We start from the raw sequence: 23672 nt of genomic DNA on the forward strand, positions 1-23672 counted from the left end.
TTTTCTTGTACTGAAAACCCTAGGCTATGCCTGGGGTTCCGGAAAGCTTCCAGCGATGTATCAAAAAAAGCCTCCCTTCGTGCTAAGATGAATTTTGGTTCGCCAACCAAATTCATCAGACAAGGGGAGACTTTTTTAATGTCATCGGATGTTAACAGTTTAGCACATACAAAATGGAATTGTAAGTATCACATTGTTTTTGCACCTAAGTACCGAAGACAAATCATCTATGGAAAGCTAAAAAAAGATATAGGTATGATTTTTGCGACAGTTATGCGAACGAAAAGGTGTAGAGATTATCGAAGCCGAAGCGTGTAAAGATCACATTCATATGTTAGTCAGTATACCGCCTAAGATCGGTGTCTCAGCTTTTATCGGGTATCTCAAAGGGAAAAGTAGTTTAATGATCTTTGATCGACATGCCAACTTAAAATATCGGTACGGAAATCGAAAATTTTGGTGCAAAGGATTTTATGTGGACACAGTTGGAAGAAACAAGAAAGTCATCGAAGAATACATTCGCAACCAGATACAAGAGGATGTAGTCGCAGAACAATTAAGCATGTTTGAACACATTGATCCGTTTACTGGAGAAGAAGTCAACCGCAAAACAAAGAAAAAGTAGGGGCAGCCCTTTTAGGGTAGCCGGGAAAGTAGTGCGGTTGGCGAACGCCTCGGTGCCCATTTAAGGGCTGGCCAGTAACAAAGGCTTTCAGCCGTAGAGCAAACCACCCGTTCACACGGGTGGTTTTGATTTGNCGCCTCGGTGCCCATTTAAGGGCTGGCCAGTAACAAAGGCTTTCAGCCGTAGAGCAAACCACCCGTTCACACGGGTGGTTTTGATTTGTTAGCCTATATTTAAATATAATGTTGTTTTTTAGAAACGAAGCCGCCTGAGTGCGAGACGCATGCGGGATCGCGAGCCAGGGGAGACCCCGCAGATAAAGATCATGTCCGAGGAGGCTCCCGGATCGCCCGCGGCAAGCGAGCACCTGCAGCGGCGGCTAAAAAACTGTAAAAAAACAACAGCAAACGTTTAACAAAGCCATTTCTTAAAAAGGAGCTAAGGCTATGCAAAAAGTGGATGTACGAGAAAATCCTGCAAAAAGAGAGAACAGAATAAAGCAGCAGTGGGATGAACAGAACGTTTTTCAACAATCAATCACCAACCGTAACAACAGTCCTTCCTTTGTTTTCTATGATGGGCCGCCGACTGCAAATGGTATGCCCCATGCCGGGCATGTTCTTGGCCGGGTCATTAAAGACTTTGTCGCAAGATATAAAACGATGCGCGGTTATCAAGTAAGGCGAAAGGCCGGATGGGATACACATGGGCTTCCCGTGGAATTAGGTGTCGAGAAGCAGCTAGGCATTTCGGGTAAACAACAAATTGAAGACTACGGGGTAGAGAAATTCATTAAGAAATGCAAGGAAAGTGTGTTTACGTATGAACGTGAATGGAAGAAGTTCACCGAAGCCATCGGCTACTGGGTAGATATGGAGGATCCGTATGTCACGCTTAATAACACGTATATTGAAAGTGAGTGGCATATCTTATCAACACTTCATAAAAAGGGATTGCTTTATAAAGGGTATCGCGTTACGCCCTACTGCCCAAGCTGTCAAACCTCATTAAGTTCACACGAGTTGGCACAGGGGTACAAGGATGTCAAAGACTTAACGGTAACAGCGAAATTCAAAATTAAGGATTCCGAAAATGAATACTTTCTTGGCTGGACGACAACGCCTTGGACACTTCCTGCCAATGTTGGGCTAGCAGTTAATCCAGAGACAACCTATGTTAAAGTCGGCCAGAATGGCGAGATTTACGTCGTTGCAAAAAATCGGTTAAGTCATGTCATGAGTGGAGACTATTCGTTAATCAGTGAGCATCAAGGCGAAGAGTTTGTCGGCTTGTCTTATACTCCGCCTTTTTCATTCGTTCAAGTTAAAAATGGCTATAAAGTCATTGCAGGTGATTTTGTTACTGAAGATAGTGGGACGGGTATTGTCCATATCGCGCCGGCCTACGGCGAAGATGACTTTCGGGTCGCAAAAGCGAATCACCTTGATCTCGTAAATGTGGTTGATCGAGCAGGACGTTATACGGAGCAGGTGAAGCCCCTTGCCGGCAAATTTGTGAAGGATTGCGATGTTGAGATCATCAAAATGCTTGCTAATGATGGCCTCTTGTTTGACAAGAAAAAGGTGGAGCACAGTTATCCGCATTGCTGGCGATGCGATTCTCCGCTCTTGTATTATGCGATGGAAGGTTGGTTCATCAAAACCACAGCAATCAAAGATGTATTGTTGAAAAATAATGAATCCGTTGAATGGCATCCGGATCATATTAAGCATGGCCGTTTTGGTAAATTCCTTGAAAATGTGGTGGATTGGAATCTAGGACGTAACCGCTATTGGGGAACACCGCTGAATATCTGGGTTTGTGAGCAATGCGGTCATGAATATGCACCGGACAGCATCAAAGATTTACGAGAAAAAGCCATTGAAACAGTTCATGAAGATATAGAGCTGCATAAGCCTTATGTCGATGGTATCACGCTGAGGTGTCCGGACTGCGGTCATGAGATGAAGCGAACAACAGAAGTCATTGATGTTTGGTTTGATAGTGGCTCCATGCCCTTTGCACAATATCATTATCCATTTGAGAATAAAGAGTTATTTGAAAGCCAGTTTCCTGCCGACTTTATCGCGGAGGGTATTGACCAGACGAGAGGCTGGTTTTACAGCCTTTTAGCTGTTTCTTCATTATATAAAGGCAAAGCGCCATATAAAAGGGTTCTGTCACTGGGCCATATTCTTGACGAAGATGGGCGGAAAATGTCCAAAAGCAAGGGAAATGTCATTGATCCAATGGAATTAGTCAGCGAGTTTGGGGCCGACGCCTTAAGGTGGGCACTGCTGTCGGATAGTGCACCATGGAACAGTAAACGTTTCTCAAAACAAGTAGTGAATCAGGCAAAATCAAAACTGGTCGACACACTTGTCAATGTCCATTCCTTTTACACGCTTTATGCAAGTATTGATCAGTTTGATCCGAAAACAGATCCTCAAGGGAAACAAACAACGCTGGATCAGTGGATTCTTTCTCGATTGAACACTGTTATTGGTCTTGTAAAAGACAATCTAGATCGTTATGAATTTACCGGAGCGGCACGTGAACTCTCAAACTTTGTCAATGAATTGAGTAACTGGTATATCCGCCGGTCACGCGCTCGCTTCTGGAGCGAAGGACTTAATGAAGATAAGCTTGCTGCCTATCATACACTGAATCAAGTGCTCGTAAAATTAAGCCAGTTACTTGCACCATTTACGCCGTTTATTGCCGATGATATCTATAGCAATCTGACAGGAAAAAGTGTTCATCTTTCAGATTTTCCTGAATCGGATTTAAGCCGCATCAATCGTTCATTAGAAGAAGAGATGGGTGAGGTTTTGGCGGTTATCGAGACCGCGCGTTCATTACGAAATACAGAGGGGATTAAAACGAAGCAACCATTATCTGAACTGTTTGTGATTCCTAATCAGAATGTGGCTGTCGATTATTTGCTTAGCTATTCAGATATTGTTAAGGAAGAAATAAATGTTAAAACTTTTGATGTTCTTCAGGATGACTATCGTTTCGTCAACTATCAGCTAAAACTGAATTTCGCGACGGCCGGCCGTAAATATGGAAAAAACAGCCCGCTTCTTCAAAAATATCTGCAAGGACTAAGCAATCAAGAGGCAAGAAAGGTTGTTGCACAAGGCTTTGCGGAAACAAAGCTTCCGAGTGATAAGGATGTTCGCGTTACTCTGGAAGATGTAGTGGTTGAGAAAAAGACGACAGAACATATGGCGTTGGCGTCCGACCAAAAGCAAACCATCATCTTGAATACGGAGATCAACAATGAACTCAGGAATGAAGGATTTGCAAGAGAACTGATTCGTTCTGTTCAGGAATACCGTAAAGAGCTTAATTTGCCAATCGAAAAGCGAGCTGATGTCGCTTTTGAAAGCAGCGCGTACGTCCAAGAGATTATTCGTGATTTCGACCAATTGTTGAGAGATAATCTTCTGGTCAACACGATAACGTTCAGCAAGGGAGAGAATGCAACAAAGTATATCACAGTTAACGGGGAACGTATTGGCCTCACCGTACATTGAGATGAGCATATAGTAATAAATAGCGCATTTGATGGCTATATAAACTACTTATGACATGGAATATAAAAGCGGCTCAGCCTGAATAGAGGATGAGCCGCTATATTTTTTGTATAGCGTTATAAAGGGGCTTTAGGGACTTATTTAACTTTAATCCGAACATCTCCATGAATCCGTTCAGGATAATCCATAATTTTTAGTGTGATCGGGCCTTTGTAGTTACGATTTGGAATGTTGACTATCTCATAATGAATCGATTTGCTGAACATCTCTGTTCCTTCCGATCGGGTATCATACTGTTTGCCGCTCTGGTCAGTGAAGGTAATGTCAAAGATTCCATAACCGGAATGGCGATCAATGCTCGGCACGTGTACAGCGAATCGCAAGGTAAGGTCGTTCTTGTGATCGCTGACGCCGGTACGGATGGATTTTAATGCGATTTGTTTAGCAGCAGGGTTCCCAACCAGTTTTTTCTTCTTCAAATCAACCGTTACATAACGCGCGCTCTTATCAATAGCACGCGCACGGGTTAATCTCAGATACAGCGACCGTGGATGCGCGAAATAGTTGCTTTGTAGATAAAATGTTTGATCATTTTCATTCGACCAAGTACCAACGAGTCCGTCTGGCGGGGTCCAACCGCGCCCTTGTTTATCGACAAGCTGCAAATCATCCAGATGGGTGATTTGTTTTGTGTTTTTCGGGTCGTAAGTAATGTGAACCGCGATTCGTGTAGGATAGACGGTGACCGATTGAACAGTTAGCTTTTGCCCTTCCAAGGAAACGGTCTGGTGCACCGGATAACTCATCTTCATCTTTTCGTATTTTGTCACATCATAAGGAACTTTGAACGTCCATGTTCCCATCTTAAAAATTAGAGATAAATAGAGTGGGTCGGTCAGTTTTTTCGCATCAAGTGATACCGATAATCGGTCATGAATTGGTGACTGATTTTTTGACCCGTGGCCGAGTAGGTAGTTAAATTCGGCAGCACCCATAACTGAGTGTCCATCTTTGTTTTTAACATCAAAATCGTTCAGTTGTGGATTAATCTTTTTCCCGGGCTGCTTAATGGTATAGAAGAAAATAACTTGATCTGAATCGGCAATCATGCTGTCAATGGTGACTGTTGTTCCGTTCTTTGTTTGTGACAGGTCGAGCTTTTGCAGGTGGTGATGGTTAATCGCGTCTTCGAGACCGTGATCGCCATTCAGCAGGGTGACGATCGTCTGCATGCCAGGTACACGAGAGATATAGTCAGCGAAGGTAGGCGAAATTTTGATGGAAGAGAGAAACAGGAGCAAAATCGCTGCCGCCGCGATCATGCTTTGCATCGCTCGCCGTTTTCTTTTGATTCGCTTCTTTGCTTGTTCAATGCCCGTATAAATGGCTGATTTAGATTGATTGGACACATCCGTTTTGTAAAAGTGTTCACTCATTTTGGTCAATTCTTTTTCAAGATCCCGCATTAGTGTTCCTCCTCTCTGTCCAATTGATTTCGAAGCCGTTCTAAGCCATGATTTAACCGCGTTTTTACTGTACCTAAAGGTATATCCAGGTTTTCCGCAATTTCGGAGAGTGTATATTGGTGATAGTATTTTAAAAGAATGATTAGTTGATATTTTTCATCGAGCCCATGAACGAGCTGCTCGATATCAAGTTTTGCCGCTTGATCAGGAGGAGTTTCGAATCTGTCCGGCACAGAATCAACGGGCATAGCTTTCCTTTGACGTTTCAGTTCGTCCAGACAATAGTTGATCATGATCCGGATCATCCATGTTTTTACATACTTTGGATTCTCGACTTTATGAAAATGCTTGTAAACACGGCAGCTGACTTCCTGAAGCGCGTCGAGCGCGTCATGCTCATTTTTTAGGTAGTGCCAAGCCAGGCGGTAGAGTTCACTGTGACAAGATGCCATCAAATCGGTGAATAGCTGATCATCACGCTTTTTGACTCTGTTGAAGAAGTTCCCAGACATTTTGTTCACCAAATTTCTTTTTGCTCTATACTTATTAGACTGCGAAACTGCGGAAACGGTTTTTGATTTTTTTTTTGTGGGGAGGAGAGCCGAACAAAGGAGCTAATGTTGAACACAAAAAAGATGCGATAAAAATGGAAACGGCTCAACCTTTATAAGGCTGAACCGGTTTTTGTCAAACATATGTTCGCTTTGTGCTGCAATTCAACAAGGGAGGCTATACCTCAACTTTTATACTAATAGTATAGAACATCGTAAATTATAAGTCTATATTTTTCAAGTGAATTCTTTTATTCTAAATTTACCCGGCCGGTAATACGCACATCATCAGGACGTTGATGTAGGGAAACGAGGAAGCACAAGTGAATGTTTTGAAATGGGATCACAATTTACAGATTCGCTTAGTTGGCGAAGCGTTATTTAATCTGTTTTTTTGGATGTACTTCCCTTTTATCACCGTCTATTTTAGTCACGCATTAGGCAATTCGATTGCAGGGATGCTGATGATGGTTCCTCCAATTATGAGCACGTTTGGCAACTTGATTGGCGGCGGATTGGCTGACCGAGTAGGACGGCGTCCGATCATGCTACTCGGCGCAATAATCCAAACGGTGATGTTCGTATCTCTTGCGTTGTCTCCATCGATCTGGCTTGATTACTTTTCTTTTATGGGGATCAGCTTGGGGACGGCTCTTTATAGCCCGCCAAGCGCAGCGATGGTTGCTGACCTTACACCGGAGAAAGAGAGACGTCAGGTGTTTGCTACCTTCACGACAGCCAATAATATCGGTGCTGTTCTTGGCCCTGCACTCGGAGCCATTTTATTTTTTCATTATAAAAGTGAACTTTTGTGGACTTGCGCTATAGTCTTGTTGACCTATTCGGTGGTTATCTTCTTTAAAATACATGAAACCAAACCTGCAGTAACGGATGAGAAAAGTGATGCACCATTAACGCGACAGTTATTTAGAGGACTTTGGACGAAATTCAGCATTATCTTTACCGACAGAGTGTTTGGACTCTATATTCTGGCAGGTGTTTTTGCGATCATTACGATTATGCAATTGGATCTTCATCTAGCCGTTTATGTGATGAACCACGTGCCTGCGCAACCGTTGATTGCTTGGAATCATTGGTCCTTCAAGCTTTCGAGTTCTGAAGTTTTTGGCTGGCTGCTCGGGTTAAATGGACTGATGTTTGTTGTCCTTGTGCTCCCGATCAGCAGCTGGCTGAAAAATTGGCGTGAGCGAAATATCTTGCTTCTCTCGTGTTTCTTATCTGGAGTGGGTACATTTGCGGTGGGATTAAATTCGAATATATGGTATCTATTTTTTGTAACTATTATTTTCACACTAGGAGAAATTGTACGCTCTCCGGTAACGCAAAGCTTTGTCAGCAATTATGCCCCTGAGCATAGCCGTGGCCTGTATCTAGGAGCATCAAACTTACAGTTCACAATTGGACGATTTCTCGCTCCGATCAGTGTATTCTTGTCTGCCTGGGTTCCACCGATGGGTATTTTTAGCATTCTGCTCTTTTTTGCGCTTGTCGGCATGTCGCTTTACTATTATTTATTTAAAATTTACGCAGTAAACTAGGGAAACACTTAAATTATATAAATGTTTGTTTAATGATAGGAAGAGTTTGAACGATATTAAAAGTAGTTAAATAATGAACAAAAACTGCTCGATGATGGCACAAAAATTCTATTTGCAGAAATGATTTTTATGGATTGCGGGGTGGGTTATTTGTTGTTTGATCAATCGCCTTTTCATTGTCGTGTTGAATGGGGGAGACGTGGTGCACGAGATGCAGCTGATCGTGGAGATCTTGTCATTGTTGTTGATGTCCTTAGTTTTTCCTCAACAGTTGTCACAGCCTTAAATTATGGTGCGATTATCTATCCGTATCCTCCTAACTTAAATGGAAAGGATTTTGCGGGAAAGATTGGTGCTCAATACATTTTGGGAAGATCCGAAGCAGCAAAGTTAGGAATACCAACTTTATCACCGGTTTCTTTTAATCAGGCACATGAAAACAAAAAGTATGTGCTGACCTCGTTAAATGGGGCTTTCTGTACGTGGATTGCCTCAAAGGTGCCTGCACTACTCATTGGCTCACTTTTAAACGCATCATCAGTTGCACGGGTTGCCAATCAACTGAGCACGCAGGCGAATGTAAACATTACGGTCATCCCATGTGGTGAGCAATGGAATGACGTAAGAGCGAATGAAGATACACTGCGGCCATCAATTGAAGACTATCTCGGTGCCGGTGCGATTCTTGCGGAATTGGAAGGGAGCAAATCACCGGAAGCTGAGCTCTGCACAGCTGCATTTACCCATGCGAATCAAAAGATAAGCGACCTCATTTGGGATTGTGGCAGTGGCCGAGAATTACGCGAAAAAGGATTTGCAGAGGATGTCAGGCATTGTAGTCAATTGAATATATTCCAAACCGTTCCTTTGCTTAAAAAGGATCATTTTGAAGACGTGAGGTGAACTATGGGAAATTGGTTAGATAGTCAAACACTGATCTGGTTCTTTCCTATTGTGTTTGTCTTTCATGATTTTGAGGAAATTATTATGATTGAACGTTGGAACGAAAAAAATAAGCAAAAGGTCTATCAAAGATTGCCGAGACAATGGGCGGATCGAATGATCAGACAGTTTTCCATGTCGACAGCACAATTTTCTGTTGCCGTGCTGGTCGTCTTTTTATTTGTCAGCAGTTTTACCTATATGGCAAGTCAGTATGTCCGACAGGGTCCCGGCGCAAATATTTACTGTTTTACGACGGCTATATTGCTATTGTTCATCCACTCGTTTACCCATATCGGCCAATCCGTTTTTTTTCGCTCGATTACGCCGGGTGCGGTTACGTCACTAATTATCGTTTTGCCTTATAGCCTTGTGTTGTTGTACTCGCTTCTAGAAAGCCATGTATTTACATGGTCGATGATCTTTTTCAGCCTGCCATTTATGGTATTAGCGTTACCGGTGGTGCTTCTCGCTCATTTTATTGGGAAAAAAGTGGTTTGAAATGAGAAGGTATTATGATTGCTTTAGATAACCGCGTGAATCTCGTTGTTGGACAAAAAAACTCCAGCTTTTCCATCTTCATTTGCATGAGACTTCATTACTTTATGTGAAGCTTAAAATGATCATTAAGGAAGTGTGTATCAGAAAATAGATCCAAAATGCTTTCCAGTTGTACCCTGGATTCTTGTGGAGATAGCTTAGACGTTCATTGCGGTCTGGTATTTCTATTTTCAATCTGTTTATCTCACGCAATGCACCTAAGAAGCAGAAGTAATTTGCAAACAATGTAAACAAAATTCCAACACCAAAGCTAACACTATAATCTGCAATAACCGGTACATAATCTGAGAATAATGAATCAACGATCCAGAAGGCTAAATATCCATAGGACAAATAGTATAGCTTACGGTGCGCAGACCAAAAGGAAACAGCGAAAAACGCCGACCAATTCCATGAAAAGAATCGTCTCTTTTTGCTCATCTTCGTCCAACGTTTTTCGTAGGTTTCATCATTTTTGCCGAGATAGATTAATAACTCTTCTCTTGTGTCTGCATCTAAATCTAAATAATGGACACCCCAATCTGTGTTCACATAAATCCTCCCCTATCTATTTATTTATCAGCCATCCTACAGTTTACTTTTAGAAATACCCTTACCATGACAAAGAGCAAGGACAATAAAAGGGACAGGGGATGGCCTATTTATCTATAAAATGAATAATCCCGTTCGACTTTGCTGATCCGTGTGACGAATGAGGCATACCAGTCGCTTTTTCCTTTGTTCTGCGCCATTCGGTGATCCATGTTTTCTTTCCACAGCTTGATGCTTTCCAGCGTCGCCCAGTAAGAGACGGTAATACCTAGCCCATGTTCGTCACGAACACTTTCAACGCCGAGAAATCCTGGCTGCTTGCTTGCAAGCTCAACCATTAAATCAGCGACTTTGCCATATCCTTGTTCATCGCTCTCAGTCCGTTGAGATGTGAAGATCACTGCATAATAAGGGGGTTGGGGTGTGTTTGCAAATGACAACTGTACTGCCTCCTTCAATGATTCGTTCCATTTATGAACAGACGGATCCAAAGGTTCTCTTAATATTGGATGAGCCCTTGGGCTTTCAATGTATCTAGCATCTTTCTCTTGTTTTCCGATTGTTCTGCGGATACTGCCTTTGCGATTTGATTGGTAAACGTGTCTACTCGGCGGTTCGCATCACGCAAATCATAATATTGATTGACGTCGTGGTCGTAGGCTTTTAATTTTTCCGAAGGCTGTTCGATTGGTTGATATTCATTTTCGTGATAGACTGCTTCTTTTGGAAGGCGCGGCTTAAGTTGCGGGGACTGGTTTGGATAACCGATGGCGATACCGAATGCAGGAAATGTGTATTTCGGCAGCTTTAAAAGATCAATGACTGCTTGAGGATCATTCAAGATACTGCCGAGGTAAACGGCACCAAGGCCCAAGCTTTCTGCGGCGATCACGAGATTCTGAGCGGCAATGACCGTATCACTGAATGCTCTAAAGAAGAAATCGGTAGAGCCCAGGATATCAGTAGGCTGTTCCTTTGCTTCGGCGATCTTCGCGTTTCGGTTCATGTCTACAACGAATACGAAGAGACGATCTGCTTCGGCTATGTAGTGTTGATTGCCTATTTTCGCTAGAGCCTGCTTCTTTTCTGGATCAGTAACACCAATAATTGAATATTGCTGGAAAAAGTTGCTGGTCGATGCATGTTGCGCAGCACTGATGAGTAGATCCACTTGTTCCTGCGGAATCTGTTGATCGGTGAAACTGCGAATACTGCGGTGATTTAATTGCAATTTGATTGTTTCATTCATGCTCATCATAAAGGACTCGCTTTCATTTAAGATGGAGAACTCGCTAGGATCGCTATATATATATAAATGATTGATCCTGTAGATTTGCTTTTGGTTTTTCTGTAGTGATTATATCATGTCCGCGCCAGTGATTAGTGTATGAAAAATCCACCGTATCGGTTGGTTGTCATTGGAGACAGACACAGACAACCCGGTTAAGACTCACTTTGTCCGGATATACGCTGTGTTTTTACCTCTACCCACTGTTTGGATCAAACCCTTACGCGTAAGTTGTTTGAGAATGCGGCCGGACATCGTTTGAGAAACCTGCAAAATGTTTTCTACATCTCTTCTGCTGATTTTCATTTTCTTCTCCACCAGATTAATCACAGCCTGTTCCTGTTCAGAAAGATCACTTACTTTATTGATTACATTCTTGTTAGGAAGGGTAATTTTAAATGCATTATCGGATACTTCAAACTTTGGTTTTACTGGGAAATCGTAATAACTTCTGATCATTTTAGGAACTCCTGTCCCATAAGCTTCTACCAGCTTTAGGAGATAGAAAATACGAGCCAATTTCTCGTTTCGTGTCATCGAAACACCAAGCATCATATCTTCAATTGAGATTCCTTTGACTAAACCACCAATTGAAACAAACTCGATACGGTCGTCAAAAATACTGAGCAAAGTACTTGCGCTATAAGCATAATCTCTATGAACCAAAGAGTTGAGCAGTGCTTCTCGTAGGGCATCCTCAGGGTAATCTCTGCGATCTACACGGTGAAGACCGGAAAATTCTGCGCGAATACGATTGTACTGAGAAATATATTCATAAACCTCATTAAGTTGTCTGAGCAAAGAACCTCCAAATTCACGACGATCTTTGAACACCGCTTTGTCTGTCCCTTCAAAAACGGCAGCTTTAATGGTATGCGCACATTGATCGGACAACAGCACACCGAGATTTGTGTAAAGTCCGTCTGCATTCACTAAATTTAAGGTTTTATATTGACTTGTGCCAAAGAGAACTTGTCTATCCATAAATTCTTCATTTGCAGCTTTGAAAGTCAAATTCTGATTAAGTGATCGCGTGGTTTCATAGCTGTCACCATCTGTTTCCTTGATCATTCTTCTTATGGCACTTTCAGTAGCGGGAACGGAGGAAGGACCTTGACGGATAAACACACCTTCCGGACGCATTCCTTTTCCTGAAAGATAGTAAGGACTTTCCGTTCCTTTCTGTATCGTTACTTTTATTACAATCTTTCCTTCTATAGATTCAGTTTTGCAGGAAGTAAATAGTGTGATATCGGGTTTAATCGCATCTCTGATCATATTTGTCAATTTCAGCATTTCTCCATCCGGATTTTGTACACCGATAATTTCACCGTCATCCCCAATTCCTACATAAATCGTTCCTCCATCTGTATTGGCGAAAGCAACAACTGTTTTTCGGAGATCATCAACAAACTGTCTTTTCAATTCGAGTGTTAAACCTTCTGTAAATTTCATATGAAACCTCCCGACCTTTCTAACACATATTCTAACACATATTCTAACACATTCTAACCATTCTTATTCATTGAAAGTGTTAGAATAGTATTAAGGAGCATACAAGTTGGTTTATGGGATTCGAAGGTTCATCCATTAGTTCGTATCTGTGCAAACTCCAGTATGATGCTCGATTAAATCATTTGAAATTCCGGTGAATTATTTTACGATATTTACGAGACCTTAACAAAAACAAAATAATCTTGTTTTACACTATTTAGTGAAATCGTTTTTTCGTGATTCAAGATTCTACGTAGTTTGTAAAGGTAACGAGGGGAGATTTACCAATATGATCAGCCGAATAACTGAAAAGAGCCTAATCTTTATTGAAAAATATTTTTATTTATTTGCGCTCATTGAGTTGCTCATTCTTCTCTTTAACCTTTATTACAACTTGAATCTACCGAATTTGAAAAGTTGGGATGAGTCGCGGCACGGAAGCAATGCTTTCGAAATGTTAAAGCAGCACAACCTTATCGTGAATTATTATCGCGGCATGCCGGATTATTGGAATTTAAAGCCACCATTGGCTAACTGGTTAATTATGATGGGTTATCAGTTGTTTGGTTACAATGCGCTAGGGCTCCGATTCTTTTCGGGTCTATGTATGGTGATTATTGAGATTGCTCTGATCCCGTTTATGAAAAACCGATACGGGAGTTTAGCTGCATTAATTACCGGCGCTGCGTTTCTTTCATGCGCACCGATAATATTGAATCATTGCGGGCGTACGGGCGATCCTGATGCTGTATTTCTATTGTTTTTTACGCTATCCATGTTGAGTTTGATGAAGATGGACCAGAAAATGATTTACTTTTATCTGAGCGGATTGTTCTTTGCATTTGCATTCCTGGCAAAGAGCTGGCATGCCATGTCCATTGTGATCATTATCGGACTGGTCATTTTGTGCGGAGGAAAGCTCAGAAAAATAAGCATTCGTCAATACGGTTTGTTTTTCTTATGTGCGGTTCTTCCAATCCTTCTTTGGGCATTAGCTCGATACTTCTATGACGGTATGACCTTTTTTAAAGCTATGATTCAATATGATCTATTAAAAAGGAGTACGCTTGCCATTGAGCATCATCGAGAACCGCGATGGTTTTATTTTCATTTTATTTTAACGCATTATACGTATTGGTCTCTGCTCGTGTTCGGAACGTTGACCGCATGTCTTACTTTGCTGAATCGGGAACGATTTAGTCGGCATAAATCTGCTATTATTCCAATTTTTTTCTGGCTGATTATCCCTTTTATCATTTATACGCTATCGAAAACAAAGCTTTTTTGGTATATTTGCCCTGTATTTCCTGCACTAGCCATATGTGCCGGACTATTCACAGCGCGATTAATACGAATGAAAAAGACCGGATTAACCGTATTCTTGATTGCTCTTCTTGTTTTATCTTTTTACGGATCGGAAAAATATATTGTACATTCAATTACAAGACAACGACCGGCAGACATTCAGCTAATCTTCCAAAATGCAGAGCGCGATGCGCATGTTAAGCAAATGAATGTCTATCTTGGGGATCGCTTGACTTGGCAGCAGAGCACATACTTGTCAGCTTTGCTCTATGGTCAATTTAAACCCCGAGATGGCGGCTTATCTGCCTTTGCTCGCGCTCATGATAACAAGAGTCTTTTGCTCCTTTCAAATAATGTGGAAAATAAACGAATGATTGCATCGAAGCACTATCAGATAGTGACGAGCAATACCGGTTATTATTTGATTAAGAAAAAATAGAGTGCCGATGCGATTTATTTCGATTCCACCCAAGTGAGTCGCTTTGATTGGGGTTGAAAATGTGTTCTATGGTGTTGTTTTTAAAATTTTATATAAACCTATAAATGAAAGCGCTTTATTTTAGGAGTAGTAAAAAAGTCTGGGTATATCTTGTCGAAGGTTGTCGGCAAATCTTTGCTATGCGGGATTTTTCGGGGTTTTTCAGGAGTTTAGACCGTGTTCCAATCTGCCGTTCTTCTACTATACTTTTCTCAAGAAATAAAAAAACATCGTTTATATGACCTGCACCTTCACCTCAGAAGACATCTTCATTTATTTATTTATTCTTTCTTACTCGACGCAAGCATCCCTAATCAAGCGGAAAACCGTCATTGACGGCTCACATAATGGATCTTCCGCTAAATACGCGCGCTTCTTGTGCACAACGCGGAAGTCACCACATCATGTGGAAGTTCCGGCATGCACATGCATGCAACAAAACAAGGAGGTTTTATCATGGCAGGACAAATTCGTTTAACTCCGGAAGAACTGCGCAGCTACGCCGCAAAATATGGTCAGGAATCTTCAAACACAGGCGAATTGATCGGCCGGTTGGATGGCATGATTAATCAGCTTGCCCAAGTTTGGGAAGGCGCGTCAAGCCGGGCATTCAAGGATCAGTATGAACGGCTTCGTCCATCCTTCCAACAGATGCAGCAGCTCCTCGAAGATGTCAATCATCAGCTTGCGAAAACAGCGAGCATTCTGGAAGACACCGACCAGCAGATTGCCGGACAAATCAACGCATAATTCACTGAGAAAAGTCGGGCTCTGGAGAGGAGTCCGACTTTTTGCCATGAAAGGAGGTGCGCCTACATGGGGGCATCTGAAACATTAAACGCAATTTTCCGCACGCTGGCCCATCAGTCGGCGGCGGTGGACGATAAAATTGACCGGTTAAAACGGGCAAATCGAAGGCTGGGTCAGGAACAGGCCGCAAGTGTTCATGCTATCCGCAACCTGACACAACCGGAGCTCGGTGCAGATTGGACGGGATCTCGAGCACGTACGTTCCAGAAAAAGCGAGAAACCGCGCATGATGCGATGAAGGCCAAACTGACCGATGATGTGGACGGTTATCAGCGGCGGATTGAGGCCAAAATCCATGAACTGCAGCTGGAAAACGACTTTCTCCGAGCGACCAATGCCATGGCGCGTGAAGCGGGCACGCTGCTTCACAAAGGTGAAAAAGCCGCAGATGCTCTGGAACATAAATTAGCCACAATAAAAGGGCGGTTATTCTAATGTATCAGATTGAATTAAACCACAGCGTGGTGAGCGGGCGCATTGATGAGGCGGAGCAGGCACTCGGCCAGGTCACACGTCCTTCATCCACGTCATCGGGAAGAAACCGACTGGCCGTGACCGCTGCTTGGCAGGATGGGGAACAGATGATGGTACAGCTTCTGTCTGCGTACCTTGCCGGGGTACGGAAGAACATTGCCGATACGCGTGCCAATGTTAACCTGCTGAAACGGCAGGACGAGGTGATCAAATGAGAATAAATTCAGGCGGTGCGGGGTCTGCAGGAGACACAAAAACCTATGATTCCGAATCGCTCATCTCAGCGGCTAATGCGCACGCCAAACAGTACGAGACATTGAGAAGCCAATTCCACACCTTAAGGACAGCTTTTATCCAAATCGCTAATATCGGTTCGGATTTTCAGGGACAGGGTGCTGAGGCAATAAAAAGCTTTTACTCCGCACAAGTCAATGTGGTGGACGCCTGGCTGCGGATGATTGACAAGAAGATTGCTTATTACCACGATGTTGCCGGTACGATTGATAACAAAAACCTCGGCGGGAACACGCAAGTTCAGGTTCCTTTTCTGAATGAAGACCTGTCCCGAGGCTACGCACGCTCAAAAGAAATGATACGTGAGCAGCGTGACGACATTTCCAAAATTTTATCCAGCATCTCCGACCTGGTGCCGATCAACGTTTTTTCAAATCACGAGGTCGATCAAGCGCTCGACGCTGCTGAAGAGAAACGTGCTCAAAATGTTCTCGATGTCCAGGAATTCGATCAGAACCTGACGAATGAATACCGGCAGGTGAATGAAGATTTACCCTATATTGCTTCTCTTTACGGGGAGCTGATCAACGCCACCCATCAAGGTGCTGATGTTCAGCCGATGCATTTTAACGCTCATGCTTATCATGACAGCAAGATCTTTCAAGTTCAGGACGAGATGGCGAAGGAAACTCAGAAGTATCTCAAGATCAAGAAGCAGCAGGAAAAGGCGAAAGAGGTAGAGAAAACTTCAGAGAAAGATCCTATCGAAAGCCTTGCCGCGGCAATTGAAGGCAAAGTGGCGGACACCGTTGATCAGGTTGTTGAAGAGGTCAAGAAGGAGACAACACAAGCTGGAAGAACTGCCGGCGAAATCAAAGATGAAGCAGAGAAAATGGCCAACTCTTCAGCGGTTCAGGGTGTTGTTCATTTTACTGTTGGTGCCGCCGATCAAGTTATTGAAAACAACACGGGCTTAAAGATTGGTCACCAAGATGAATGGGATCAGTTCAAAGCCTATAAAAGCGGTGAAATTGCTGGAGATGTGTTCTCTGCTTTTGAAGGGGTTGCGGAAATAATCGGAGGCGGAGGCATCATAGCGGGTGGTACTACTGTTTCCGTTGCTGGTGCCCCCGAAACCGGCGGAGTTTCCCTCATCATCGAACCCGGTGTCCTTGCATTGGGGGCTGCCGAAATTGGCCATGGCAGTTTCGTCACAGCGAACGGGTTTAGCAACTACGCCAAAGACATCAAAGATCTGAAACAGGATATTTCTGTTGAAAAGACGGGTGGGGGAGTTAATAAAGCAGGTGTTCAAACAAGTAAAAAGCTTCAAAATGTAGAAGGGTATACGCCATCTAAAATTAATGGCAATGGAGATATGTTGAAACGAACTTACACCATTGAGGGGAAACAAATTGTAATTAATAGCGGGCATGGATTTAGGGCACAAGGCCATAAAACAGGAAGTGTACGAGATATAGGATCAATGGATGAAATAGAAACTAAAATCTTAGATGATATAAAATTATATATTAAATCAAATGGTAATATTCCTAATGTTCCTCAAAAAATTGAAAGAGTAGTAGAAGTAAATGCAAGAGAAGTTGGATATAATCTAACTAGAACAAGTGATGGTGTAATCAGAGTTTCTACGTATTATCCTAAGTAAAGGGAGTGATTACTTGAAGCCATATGAGCTTGCTTTAAAACTACTTGATTTGTCTGAAAAAAATTGGTTTGATTATAGCCAAAAAGAAAGAGCCAATCTAGAATCTGAGTACAATCATTTGATTGAGTTGTTTATAAAAAGTATAAAAAGCGAAAGTGATAGAGCAGTAATTCAATCGATTATCGAATTAGAAAAGAAAAAATTATTTTTACCTACTAACTGTCTAATTAATTTATACAAGCAGGCTTTAAGCCTATCCGATGAAAAGATTGAATTGTTAAATGAATTTTTATCCTTCTTGGATTTATACAGTCCTGATTGGGATGTTGAAGTAGATAATATTAAAAATGCACTTAAAAATAGAAGCATAACAGATGCCTACGATTTAGCAATGCATGTTTCTGAAACGAAAGATTTTTGTTAATGGATATTAAGAACTACTTTCCTAGGATCATTATCATGTGCATAATCCCAACAGCACAGTCAAAAAAGGTTATTACCTAGATGTTAATGGTAGCCAAGTATCAAAAGGTTAGAAAGCATCACATATAGAATCCGCAGGAGGAGATTCATGGAGCTTTCAAAGTTTATTAAAGACTATACCCTTCATGATAGTCTCGTAAAAAAATAGAATATGATAAGGCGAAGAGGCAATTAACATTAACTTTAGATTTATGTCAATGGAAACATTCTTTTTATAAAGAAACAGATCCAGAAATGCAGCTTGGATTTTTAATTTTTTCAGATGTCGTTTCTATAAAATTGAACCTGAATTGTACGAGCTGGATAGTAGTGAAGTATTAGAAGTTGAAGTCCGACCATCTGATGGAAAAAGCGAATGTATTAAACTAGTCATTGAAGGTTTGGACGATGTAATCGTGATCAATATTTAGTCTAATAAAGTTGAATGGAAGATATCAAACGTGGATGGATAAGAGTCACTTTTAAATGAACTGAAAAAAAACGATCTACTTGCGTAAACTTCGTAATTGATCGTTTTTTTCTATGGCTAGATCATTAATGAATGTTACTTTTTAGTCGCATTATGATTTCTTAGAGCGGTACGGTATTGATCCTGAAACCGGACGAAAACTGAGTGCCGCAGAACGTGTAGAAGCCGGAGCCATGGCTGCTTCCACATTCATTCCGATTATTGGCTGGTACGGCAGAATCGCCAAAGGCGGCGAGTCACTTTATAAAACGGCGAAAGGTTTGGAAGCTGCCGACCAATCCCTGAAAGCATATGATCAGGCGAGCCGAACCTTGAAGATGTCTACAACAACGACTTATAAATAACTGAGAGAATAACAACTGTTAAAGACCAAAACGGAATATTTGAGTGGATTGTTGACCCGACCAAAGGAGTAAATCATAGAAGATTTATTCCTAATGGACATATTACAGGTTCTCCAAATCAAAGACCATAAGGTTAAAGGTGATAATAATGATTTTTTCTATTAATATTTTTAAGAAAAATAAAATCAATTACGATTGGAAAACATTATATGTGGGATTTAATCTGGGTTTGATTAAAAACTCTGACATAACTAATTATGCGGTTGATTTTTTAGGCAGCCATTCAGAATCTGATAATCAAAATATTGTTGAACTCGCTTGGGGTGGAAATGATATTGATTACGAGAGATTACTCAGGAACATATTGAGAGAATCAAATGTCGATGACTTAGTTCCAGATTCAGATGTTTGGCAATTAGAAACAAGAAAATGGAGATTCGGTATTCTGACTGATTTAGAAATAATGTATCAAAATGATCCTGAAGAATTATTAAACAAGATTGCTGAAGTGTATGCTGATTTTGATTATCCAGAAGACATGGATAGTTTCATTAATTATCTGACACCTAAAGCTGGCTATGATCCGTCATTGTACTCACCAAAGGAGAATGTAGCAAGATTAATGAATTATTTTAATGTTTTTTTAAACAAAGAACAACAATACTTACAAAAAATTGCATGACTTAACAGTAAGAATAAGCTTTTGCAAAAAAGCTATTCAAAATTTTGTTATATAACAAGGATTTTATTCACTATAAAAAAAGCAGTATACTATCTAAATGAAACATCAATGAATAGACAGTTTGGCGTGTTGTAAACTGGAACTGACGATTTAGAAAAAGTCGTTGCTCATTATTTATTGAGTAGGCGATGAGATGAATTTTGAAGTAAACGGAACAGTGAAGGTTTTAGAAGATAATTCTAAGGATGGTATTAAAAAAGGAGATATTCGTACGATAATAATGGTTTATGAAACACCTAATATAGCATATGAAGTTGAGTTTGTAGATGAAGAGGGTAAGGTTAAATTTCAGGGAGTTTATCATGAAACTCAAATAACTAAATTATAATAACTTAAAACTTGAAGGGATTTTACTTTTCAGGTTTTTTTGTGCTCGCGCCAAGGTGCAGAAGTTCACCCCATATATTTCAACGCTGAAACTTACCATGACAGTAAAATCTACTAGGTTCAAGATGAGATGGCGAAGGAAACGCAGTTGCGGATAAGAAGCTTCTGATCGGGGGATTTCTTTATGCTTGGGAGTGGTTGGTTTCGGCCAAAGGATTTTTTAACATATAGAACCCGTAGGAAAAGAATAATCAAGCCTTCAGAATTTATTAAAGACTATACACTTCCTGAATGTCTTCTGCCGTAGATATTCTTCTAGAATTCGACTGTTACTTAAAAGGCTAAATAGCCGACACAGTTCGACAACACGTCTAATTGATGTAGTATACAATTAAAGAAACTTACAATGATTAGGATGGATTAACCATGAAAAAATTCTACCTCATCCTTAGAATAGGTATAACCGTTATTTCTGTTTTTCTCCTTACACTTTCATACTTGAGAATAATTTCTATAGCAACAGCAAGCCAAATAATTATTCCTATGTGCATACTGTATATCGCATTTGTTCCGACAGGTACAAAAAATTAGAGCCCACATCTAGGACTATAGATAGTTAATCGATTGTCGTTGTTCCATTCGTTCAGGTAAAAATTATAGTGTATAGATCCTAGATGCCTTATAATCACATTTCCAACCGTCATATTGATAACCGTCAGGGATTCTCAAGAAACACCCAATTGTATGATCACGTCTTCTTTTTACGATTCCTGAGACATTCTGGTTATCTATATTACCTTCTGCTGTAACAAGAAACTCATCCTCACATGCAAGCACGATACCGATATGATCATGCCACGCACTGTCTTTAGGCTTGTTTTCCGGAGAGATTATATGATTAAAAATAACAATATCACCCCTCTCAGGTATAAATCCGCCATTGTCATGAGAAATAAAACCATTGGCTTTACCCCATTCATACCACGCGCCTGCTCCGGCAAATCTGTATTCAATCGGCGGCTGTTTAATAGGCAGCTCCATCCCGGCTTTCAAAGCGCAATGATAGACAAAAGCAGCACACCAGTTATTTCTTAATTCGTCGAAGGCAGAGGCCTCAGGATAATACTTGATGATCTCAATAAAAGTTTTATTTTCTCGTTCCCCGCATATGTTTTGTCCGGCAAATTTTTCAGCAATATCTGCAAATAATGATTTTTTGAATGGTTCAGCCGCGGTTTCCTGGTTTTGTCCATAGTCAATAGATGCTGCTTCGATGTCGAATTCATTCAGCAGTTTATTTAATCGCGGAACAGCACGCTCATTTATGAGTGAGACGGTGTCGGTTAAAAACCGTTGCAATAGATCTGCATCTTTTAATACTTCATCGTATTCATCATGGACAACTTCTTTATTTGAATGGTAAAAAATTGCGGATAGGATACACTTTTTCTCTTCATCCGAAAAGATATTCATATTTCTGATCGCCGGGCGAGCCATCTCCGCACCACTTTGTGCATGGCATAAGGAGCTTCCGGTAAAAAAGGCATAGATGTCATGCAAGAGCCCGCTTATATAAGCAAGTTCAGTATTCAGTCCTCTTCTGCCGGCAATAAGTGCGCAGCATTGGGCAACACCATAAGTATGAATGATTGCACTTTTGCGTTCCGTATCCGATTTTATGTTTTCTATAATCTTATCAACATAATGCTGTACAATCGAAATTCTATTCACTTGATGCCCCCCACTTTACCATATTCTTATTTCTATTAACGTTATTTTTGACTACTTTACAGGATCTGAAAGGCTTTATCAAAGAGTAATCTTATATGAACGGTAAATCTAATTAGCATGCATAATTCATTTTCAAAAATTTAAAACTACTTCCGTTAGTATCCTGCATAAAACTATATTCTTCTTTAAAACCAATTTTTTGATATACCTTTATTGCTCTTTGGTTAAAAGCAGCCACTGATAATGTAATAGTATTAGGTTTATAGTTTGATTTTGCAAAATCAATACCTGCTTTTAAAAATTCATATCCGTGTCCTTTACCCGTTAACTCAGGTTTCATACCCAGTCCTATTTCAATAGTATTATTTGAAAGCTTATTAAAGCAAAAGAATCCAATAATTTTATTGAAACTTTTAACTACGTAAAACAAATTACTTCTTTTTTCAGGATTAAGAAATTCTTCTAGATCTTCCTCATCTGCTTCCATATCATAAAAAGAATAGTCACGGTCATAATGCCAATTATAGGATATATCTTCTGCTTGTTCCTGTGTCATTACTTCAAACTTATAATTCATAATAGATGCTCCTCGAACGATTATCTTTTTAAAAAGCCCACTATTCTAGTCTACTGAGAATATAAGAATATGTTTGTTACATTTAATAACAATATAAAAATCAGCCATGATCTCTATATGAATGAATGCCAAGTTGCGCCGCTGTTCTTTTGAAAGTGGAGTGCATCGAGAACTCTGGTACGCATTTTGGGGCGAGTGAGGTAATCTGCAATATTTTCAGGGGTTAAGGTGACGAATGCGGTTTCCTGTGTTTCATCAGACGTTCTTAGCGTTCCGCCGACAGCTTTTCCGATAAACTCCAGATTGATAATATTCTTTGACATATTTTGGTTGATAGCACAAAGCTGTTCAACCTCAACAAGGATTCCTGTTTCTTCTTCGATTTCTCGTTTCAATGCGTCGACAAGTGCTTCGCCTTCTTCTACTTGGCCACCGGGCAGCTCCCATGTATCGTCTCGCCAATAGGTTCTAACCAGCAGCACTTGGTTCTTGTCATTGGTGATGTAGCCGCGGACGGCGACGATGTGCATTGGTGTGTAGTAATCTCCAGTTGCTTTTAGAAAATCTTCGTGGCTTGTCATAAAAAGCGGTTCCAATTGTTTTCTTCGCTCTTGAGCACGTTTGTACATAGGGTCTTGTGCAACCGCGCGCATGATTTTTTTATAAGCATCAAAGTTTTCGTACTCCCAGATCACCACGATTTCATCTTTATTTTCAGTGACTAGCCGTTCAACCAATTTGGCTCCGTGCTTCAATTGATTGGGAAACAGGTACTCATCGAAAAACTGAGTAAATCGTTCGTATTGATCAGGGCGTATTTGATAACTTTCTCTCCGGTAGATCATGGTTAAACCTCCAGAAAATGTTCCGTATAAAGCAATTGTATTCCCATCCTCCATAAGATAAAATTGAAAATAAAAAAGTTAGGTTGACACTTCTTATTATATTTGCTATAAATGGAGTCACAAACGCAAAAGGAGTTTTTACTCATGATTGAATCGGGCAAACTCCAATTGAATACATTTTATTACTACTTTGGTTTCTTTCGTTAGTGTTTGCATTCGTTTCACTGGATGCAAACACTTCAGCAGATGTTTGCATCCATGCGGAAGCCAGAGTGGTACGGTTCAACTCGGGAAAAATAACCACATGGATAAATGATCAATAATCCGTGTGGTTTTCATTTATTAGTAAGAAGCCTTAAACACCCACGGTTATTGATGCCGTGGGTGTTTTTCTCTAAAAAAAGGCTATGTTAAAGCTCAATTTTGAATTTGCTACTATGTTAATTGGAGCGGAAGGTGCGAGACTCCTGCGGGAGGGTTCCTGATGATCGCGAGCCAGGCGAGACCCCGCAGCGAAGTATTGAGCGAGGAGGCTCGCGGATCGCCCGCGGCCGTACCTGTTGATGCGAGCACATGGAGCGAAAATCAACAGTAAAATTTAACAAAGCCAGAAAATACAAAAGGC

Annotated in this window: 22 protein-coding genes and 1 pseudogene; 14 read left to right on the top strand and 9 right to left on the bottom strand. The window is 40.9% G+C overall.

Going from position 1 to position 23672, the window contains the following annotated elements; genetic code table 11:
• The first annotated feature begins 138 nt into the window (after positions 1-138).
• A pseudogene (tnpA, locus tag P343_RS23890) lies at positions 139-625 on the top strand (IS200/IS605 family transposase).
• Between the two features lie 446 nt (positions 626-1071).
• Positions 1072-4167 carry an isoleucine--tRNA ligase gene (gene ileS, locus P343_RS23895; protein ID WP_023509276.1) on the top strand — a complete coding sequence of 1032 codons (3096 nt, stop codon included), beginning with the start codon at positions 1072-1074 and terminating at the stop codon, positions 4165-4167.
• Between the two features lie 137 nt (positions 4168-4304).
• On the opposite strand, the gene P343_RS23900 is transcribed toward ileS, so the two are convergent.
• Together P343_RS23900 and P343_RS23905 are read right to left on the bottom strand one after the other, a co-directional pair.
• A complete protein-coding gene (locus tag P343_RS23900; protein WP_023509277.1) occupies positions 4305-5633 on the bottom strand; it encodes a DUF4179 domain-containing protein in 1329 nt (442 codons plus the stop codon).
• Positions 5633-6145 (bottom strand): sigma-70 family RNA polymerase sigma factor, encoded by a 513-nt coding sequence (locus P343_RS23905; protein ID WP_023509278.1) that lies wholly within the window; start codon positions 6143-6145, stop codon positions 5633-5635. Before P343_RS23905 ends, P343_RS23900 begins: the two co-directional genes overlap by 1 nt.
• A gap of 362 nt (positions 6146-6507) precedes the next feature.
• Between P343_RS23905 and P343_RS23910 the strand changes: the two genes are divergently transcribed.
• The 3 genes from P343_RS23910 (at position 6508) to P343_RS23920 (ending at position 9186) form a co-directional block, all read left to right on the top strand.
• The gene (locus P343_RS23910) at positions 6508-7743 is read left to right on the top strand and encodes an MDR family MFS transporter (protein WP_023509279.1); all 1236 of its coding nucleotides are present in this window, start codon (positions 6508-6510) and stop codon (positions 7741-7743) included.
• A 153-nt stretch (positions 7744-7896) separates the two neighbouring features.
• A complete protein-coding gene (locus P343_RS23915) occupies positions 7897-8646 on the top strand; it encodes a 2-phosphosulfolactate phosphatase (RefSeq protein ID WP_023509280.1) in 750 nt (249 codons plus the stop codon).
• A gap of 3 nt (positions 8647-8649) precedes the next feature.
• On the top strand, positions 8650-9186 hold the full coding sequence (locus P343_RS23920) for an HXXEE domain-containing protein (protein WP_023509281.1): 537 nt from the start codon (positions 8650-8652) through the stop codon (positions 9184-9186).
• Between the two features lie 102 nt (positions 9187-9288).
• On the opposite strand, the gene P343_RS23925 is transcribed toward P343_RS23920, so the two are convergent.
• The 4 genes from P343_RS23925 to P343_RS23940 all read right to left on the bottom strand — a co-directional run bounded on the left by P343_RS23925 (position 9289) and on the right by P343_RS23940 (position 12520).
• A complete protein-coding gene (locus P343_RS23925; protein ID WP_023509282.1) occupies positions 9289-9777 on the bottom strand; it encodes a DUF2628 domain-containing protein in 489 nt (162 codons plus the stop codon).
• 110 nt (positions 9778-9887) lie between these two features.
• Positions 9888-10217 carry an antibiotic biosynthesis monooxygenase family protein gene (locus P343_RS23930; protein ID WP_023509283.1) on the bottom strand — a complete coding sequence of 110 codons (330 nt, stop codon included), beginning with the start codon at positions 10215-10217 and terminating at the stop codon, positions 9888-9890.
• 59 nt (positions 10218-10276) lie between these two features.
• Positions 10277-11032, bottom strand: a complete 756-nt coding sequence (gene nfsA / locus P343_RS23935; protein ID WP_023509284.1) for an oxygen-insensitive NADPH nitroreductase — start codon at positions 11030-11032, stop codon at positions 10277-10279.
• Between the two features lie 195 nt (positions 11033-11227).
• Positions 11228-12520 carry an RNA-binding domain-containing protein gene (locus P343_RS23940; RefSeq protein ID WP_023509285.1) on the bottom strand — a complete coding sequence of 431 codons (1293 nt, stop codon included), beginning with the start codon at positions 12518-12520 and terminating at the stop codon, positions 11228-11230.
• 328 nt (positions 12521-12848) lie between these two features.
• Here P343_RS23940 and P343_RS23945 point away from each other — a divergent pair, with 328 nt between their 5' ends.
• The 9 genes from P343_RS23945 (at position 12849) to P343_RS23980 (ending at position 19895) form a co-directional block, all read left to right on the top strand.
• Positions 12849-14303: an ArnT family glycosyltransferase gene (locus tag P343_RS23945; protein ID WP_023509286.1), complete on the top strand. Its 1455-nt coding sequence runs from the start codon at positions 12849-12851 to the stop codon at positions 14301-14303.
• Between the two features lie 495 nt (positions 14304-14798).
• A complete protein-coding gene (locus P343_RS23950) occupies positions 14799-15092 on the top strand; it encodes a WXG100 family type VII secretion target (protein WP_023509287.1) in 294 nt (97 codons plus the stop codon).
• A 66-nt stretch (positions 15093-15158) separates the two neighbouring features.
• Positions 15159-15587, top strand: a complete 429-nt coding sequence (locus P343_RS23955) for a YwqH-like family protein (RefSeq protein ID WP_023509288.1) — start codon at positions 15159-15161, stop codon at positions 15585-15587.
• Entirely contained in the window at positions 15587-15841 is a 255-nt protein-coding gene (locus tag P343_RS23960) for a DUF5344 family protein (protein WP_023509289.1), read from the top strand. Before P343_RS23955 ends, P343_RS23960 begins: the two co-directional genes overlap by 1 nt.
• Complete coding sequence (locus P343_RS36310) at positions 15838-17529, top strand: ribonuclease YeeF family protein (RefSeq protein ID WP_023509290.1); 1692 nt, start codon at positions 15838-15840, stop codon at positions 17527-17529. The genes P343_RS23960 and P343_RS36310 overlap by 4 nt, the downstream gene beginning before the upstream one ends.
• 13 nt (positions 17530-17542) lie before the next feature.
• The gene (locus P343_RS23970; RefSeq protein WP_023509291.1) at positions 17543-17953 is read left to right on the top strand and encodes a hypothetical protein; all 411 of its coding nucleotides are present in this window, start codon (positions 17543-17545) and stop codon (positions 17951-17953) included.
• Positions 17954-18597: 644 nt separating this feature from the next.
• The gene (locus tag P343_RS36920; RefSeq protein WP_152525259.1) at positions 18598-18825 is read left to right on the top strand and encodes a pre-toxin TG domain-containing protein; all 228 of its coding nucleotides are present in this window, start codon (positions 18598-18600) and stop codon (positions 18823-18825) included.
• Between the two features lie 148 nt (positions 18826-18973).
• Positions 18974-19507: a DUF2247 family protein gene (locus P343_RS36655; protein WP_023509293.1), complete on the top strand. Its 534-nt coding sequence runs from the start codon at positions 18974-18976 to the stop codon at positions 19505-19507.
• Positions 19508-19700: 193 nt separating this feature from the next.
• On the top strand, positions 19701-19895 hold the full coding sequence (locus P343_RS23980) for a DUF4926 domain-containing protein (RefSeq protein ID WP_023509294.1): 195 nt from the start codon (positions 19701-19703) through the stop codon (positions 19893-19895).
• 653 nt (positions 19896-20548) lie between these two features.
• Here P343_RS23980 and P343_RS36320 read toward each other — a convergent pair.
• The 3 genes from P343_RS36320 to P343_RS36660 all read right to left on the bottom strand — a co-directional run bounded on the left by P343_RS36320 (position 20549) and on the right by P343_RS36660 (position 23047).
• The gene (locus P343_RS36320; protein WP_023509295.1) at positions 20549-21625 is read right to left on the bottom strand and encodes an HD domain-containing protein; all 1077 of its coding nucleotides are present in this window, start codon (positions 21623-21625) and stop codon (positions 20549-20551) included.
• Between the two features lie 112 nt (positions 21626-21737).
• Positions 21738-22202: a GNAT family N-acetyltransferase gene (locus P343_RS23990; protein ID WP_023509296.1), complete on the bottom strand. Its 465-nt coding sequence runs from the start codon at positions 22200-22202 to the stop codon at positions 21738-21740.
• A gap of 113 nt (positions 22203-22315) precedes the next feature.
• A complete protein-coding gene (locus tag P343_RS36660; RefSeq protein ID WP_023509297.1) occupies positions 22316-23047 on the bottom strand; it encodes an NUDIX hydrolase in 732 nt (243 codons plus the stop codon).
• Positions 23048-23672 lie beyond the last annotated feature (625 nt).

It is taken from the genome of Sporolactobacillus laevolacticus DSM 442 (genome assembly GCF_000497245.1).
Lineage (GTDB): Bacteria > Bacillota > Bacilli > Bacillales > Sporolactobacillaceae > Sporolactobacillus > Sporolactobacillus laevolacticus.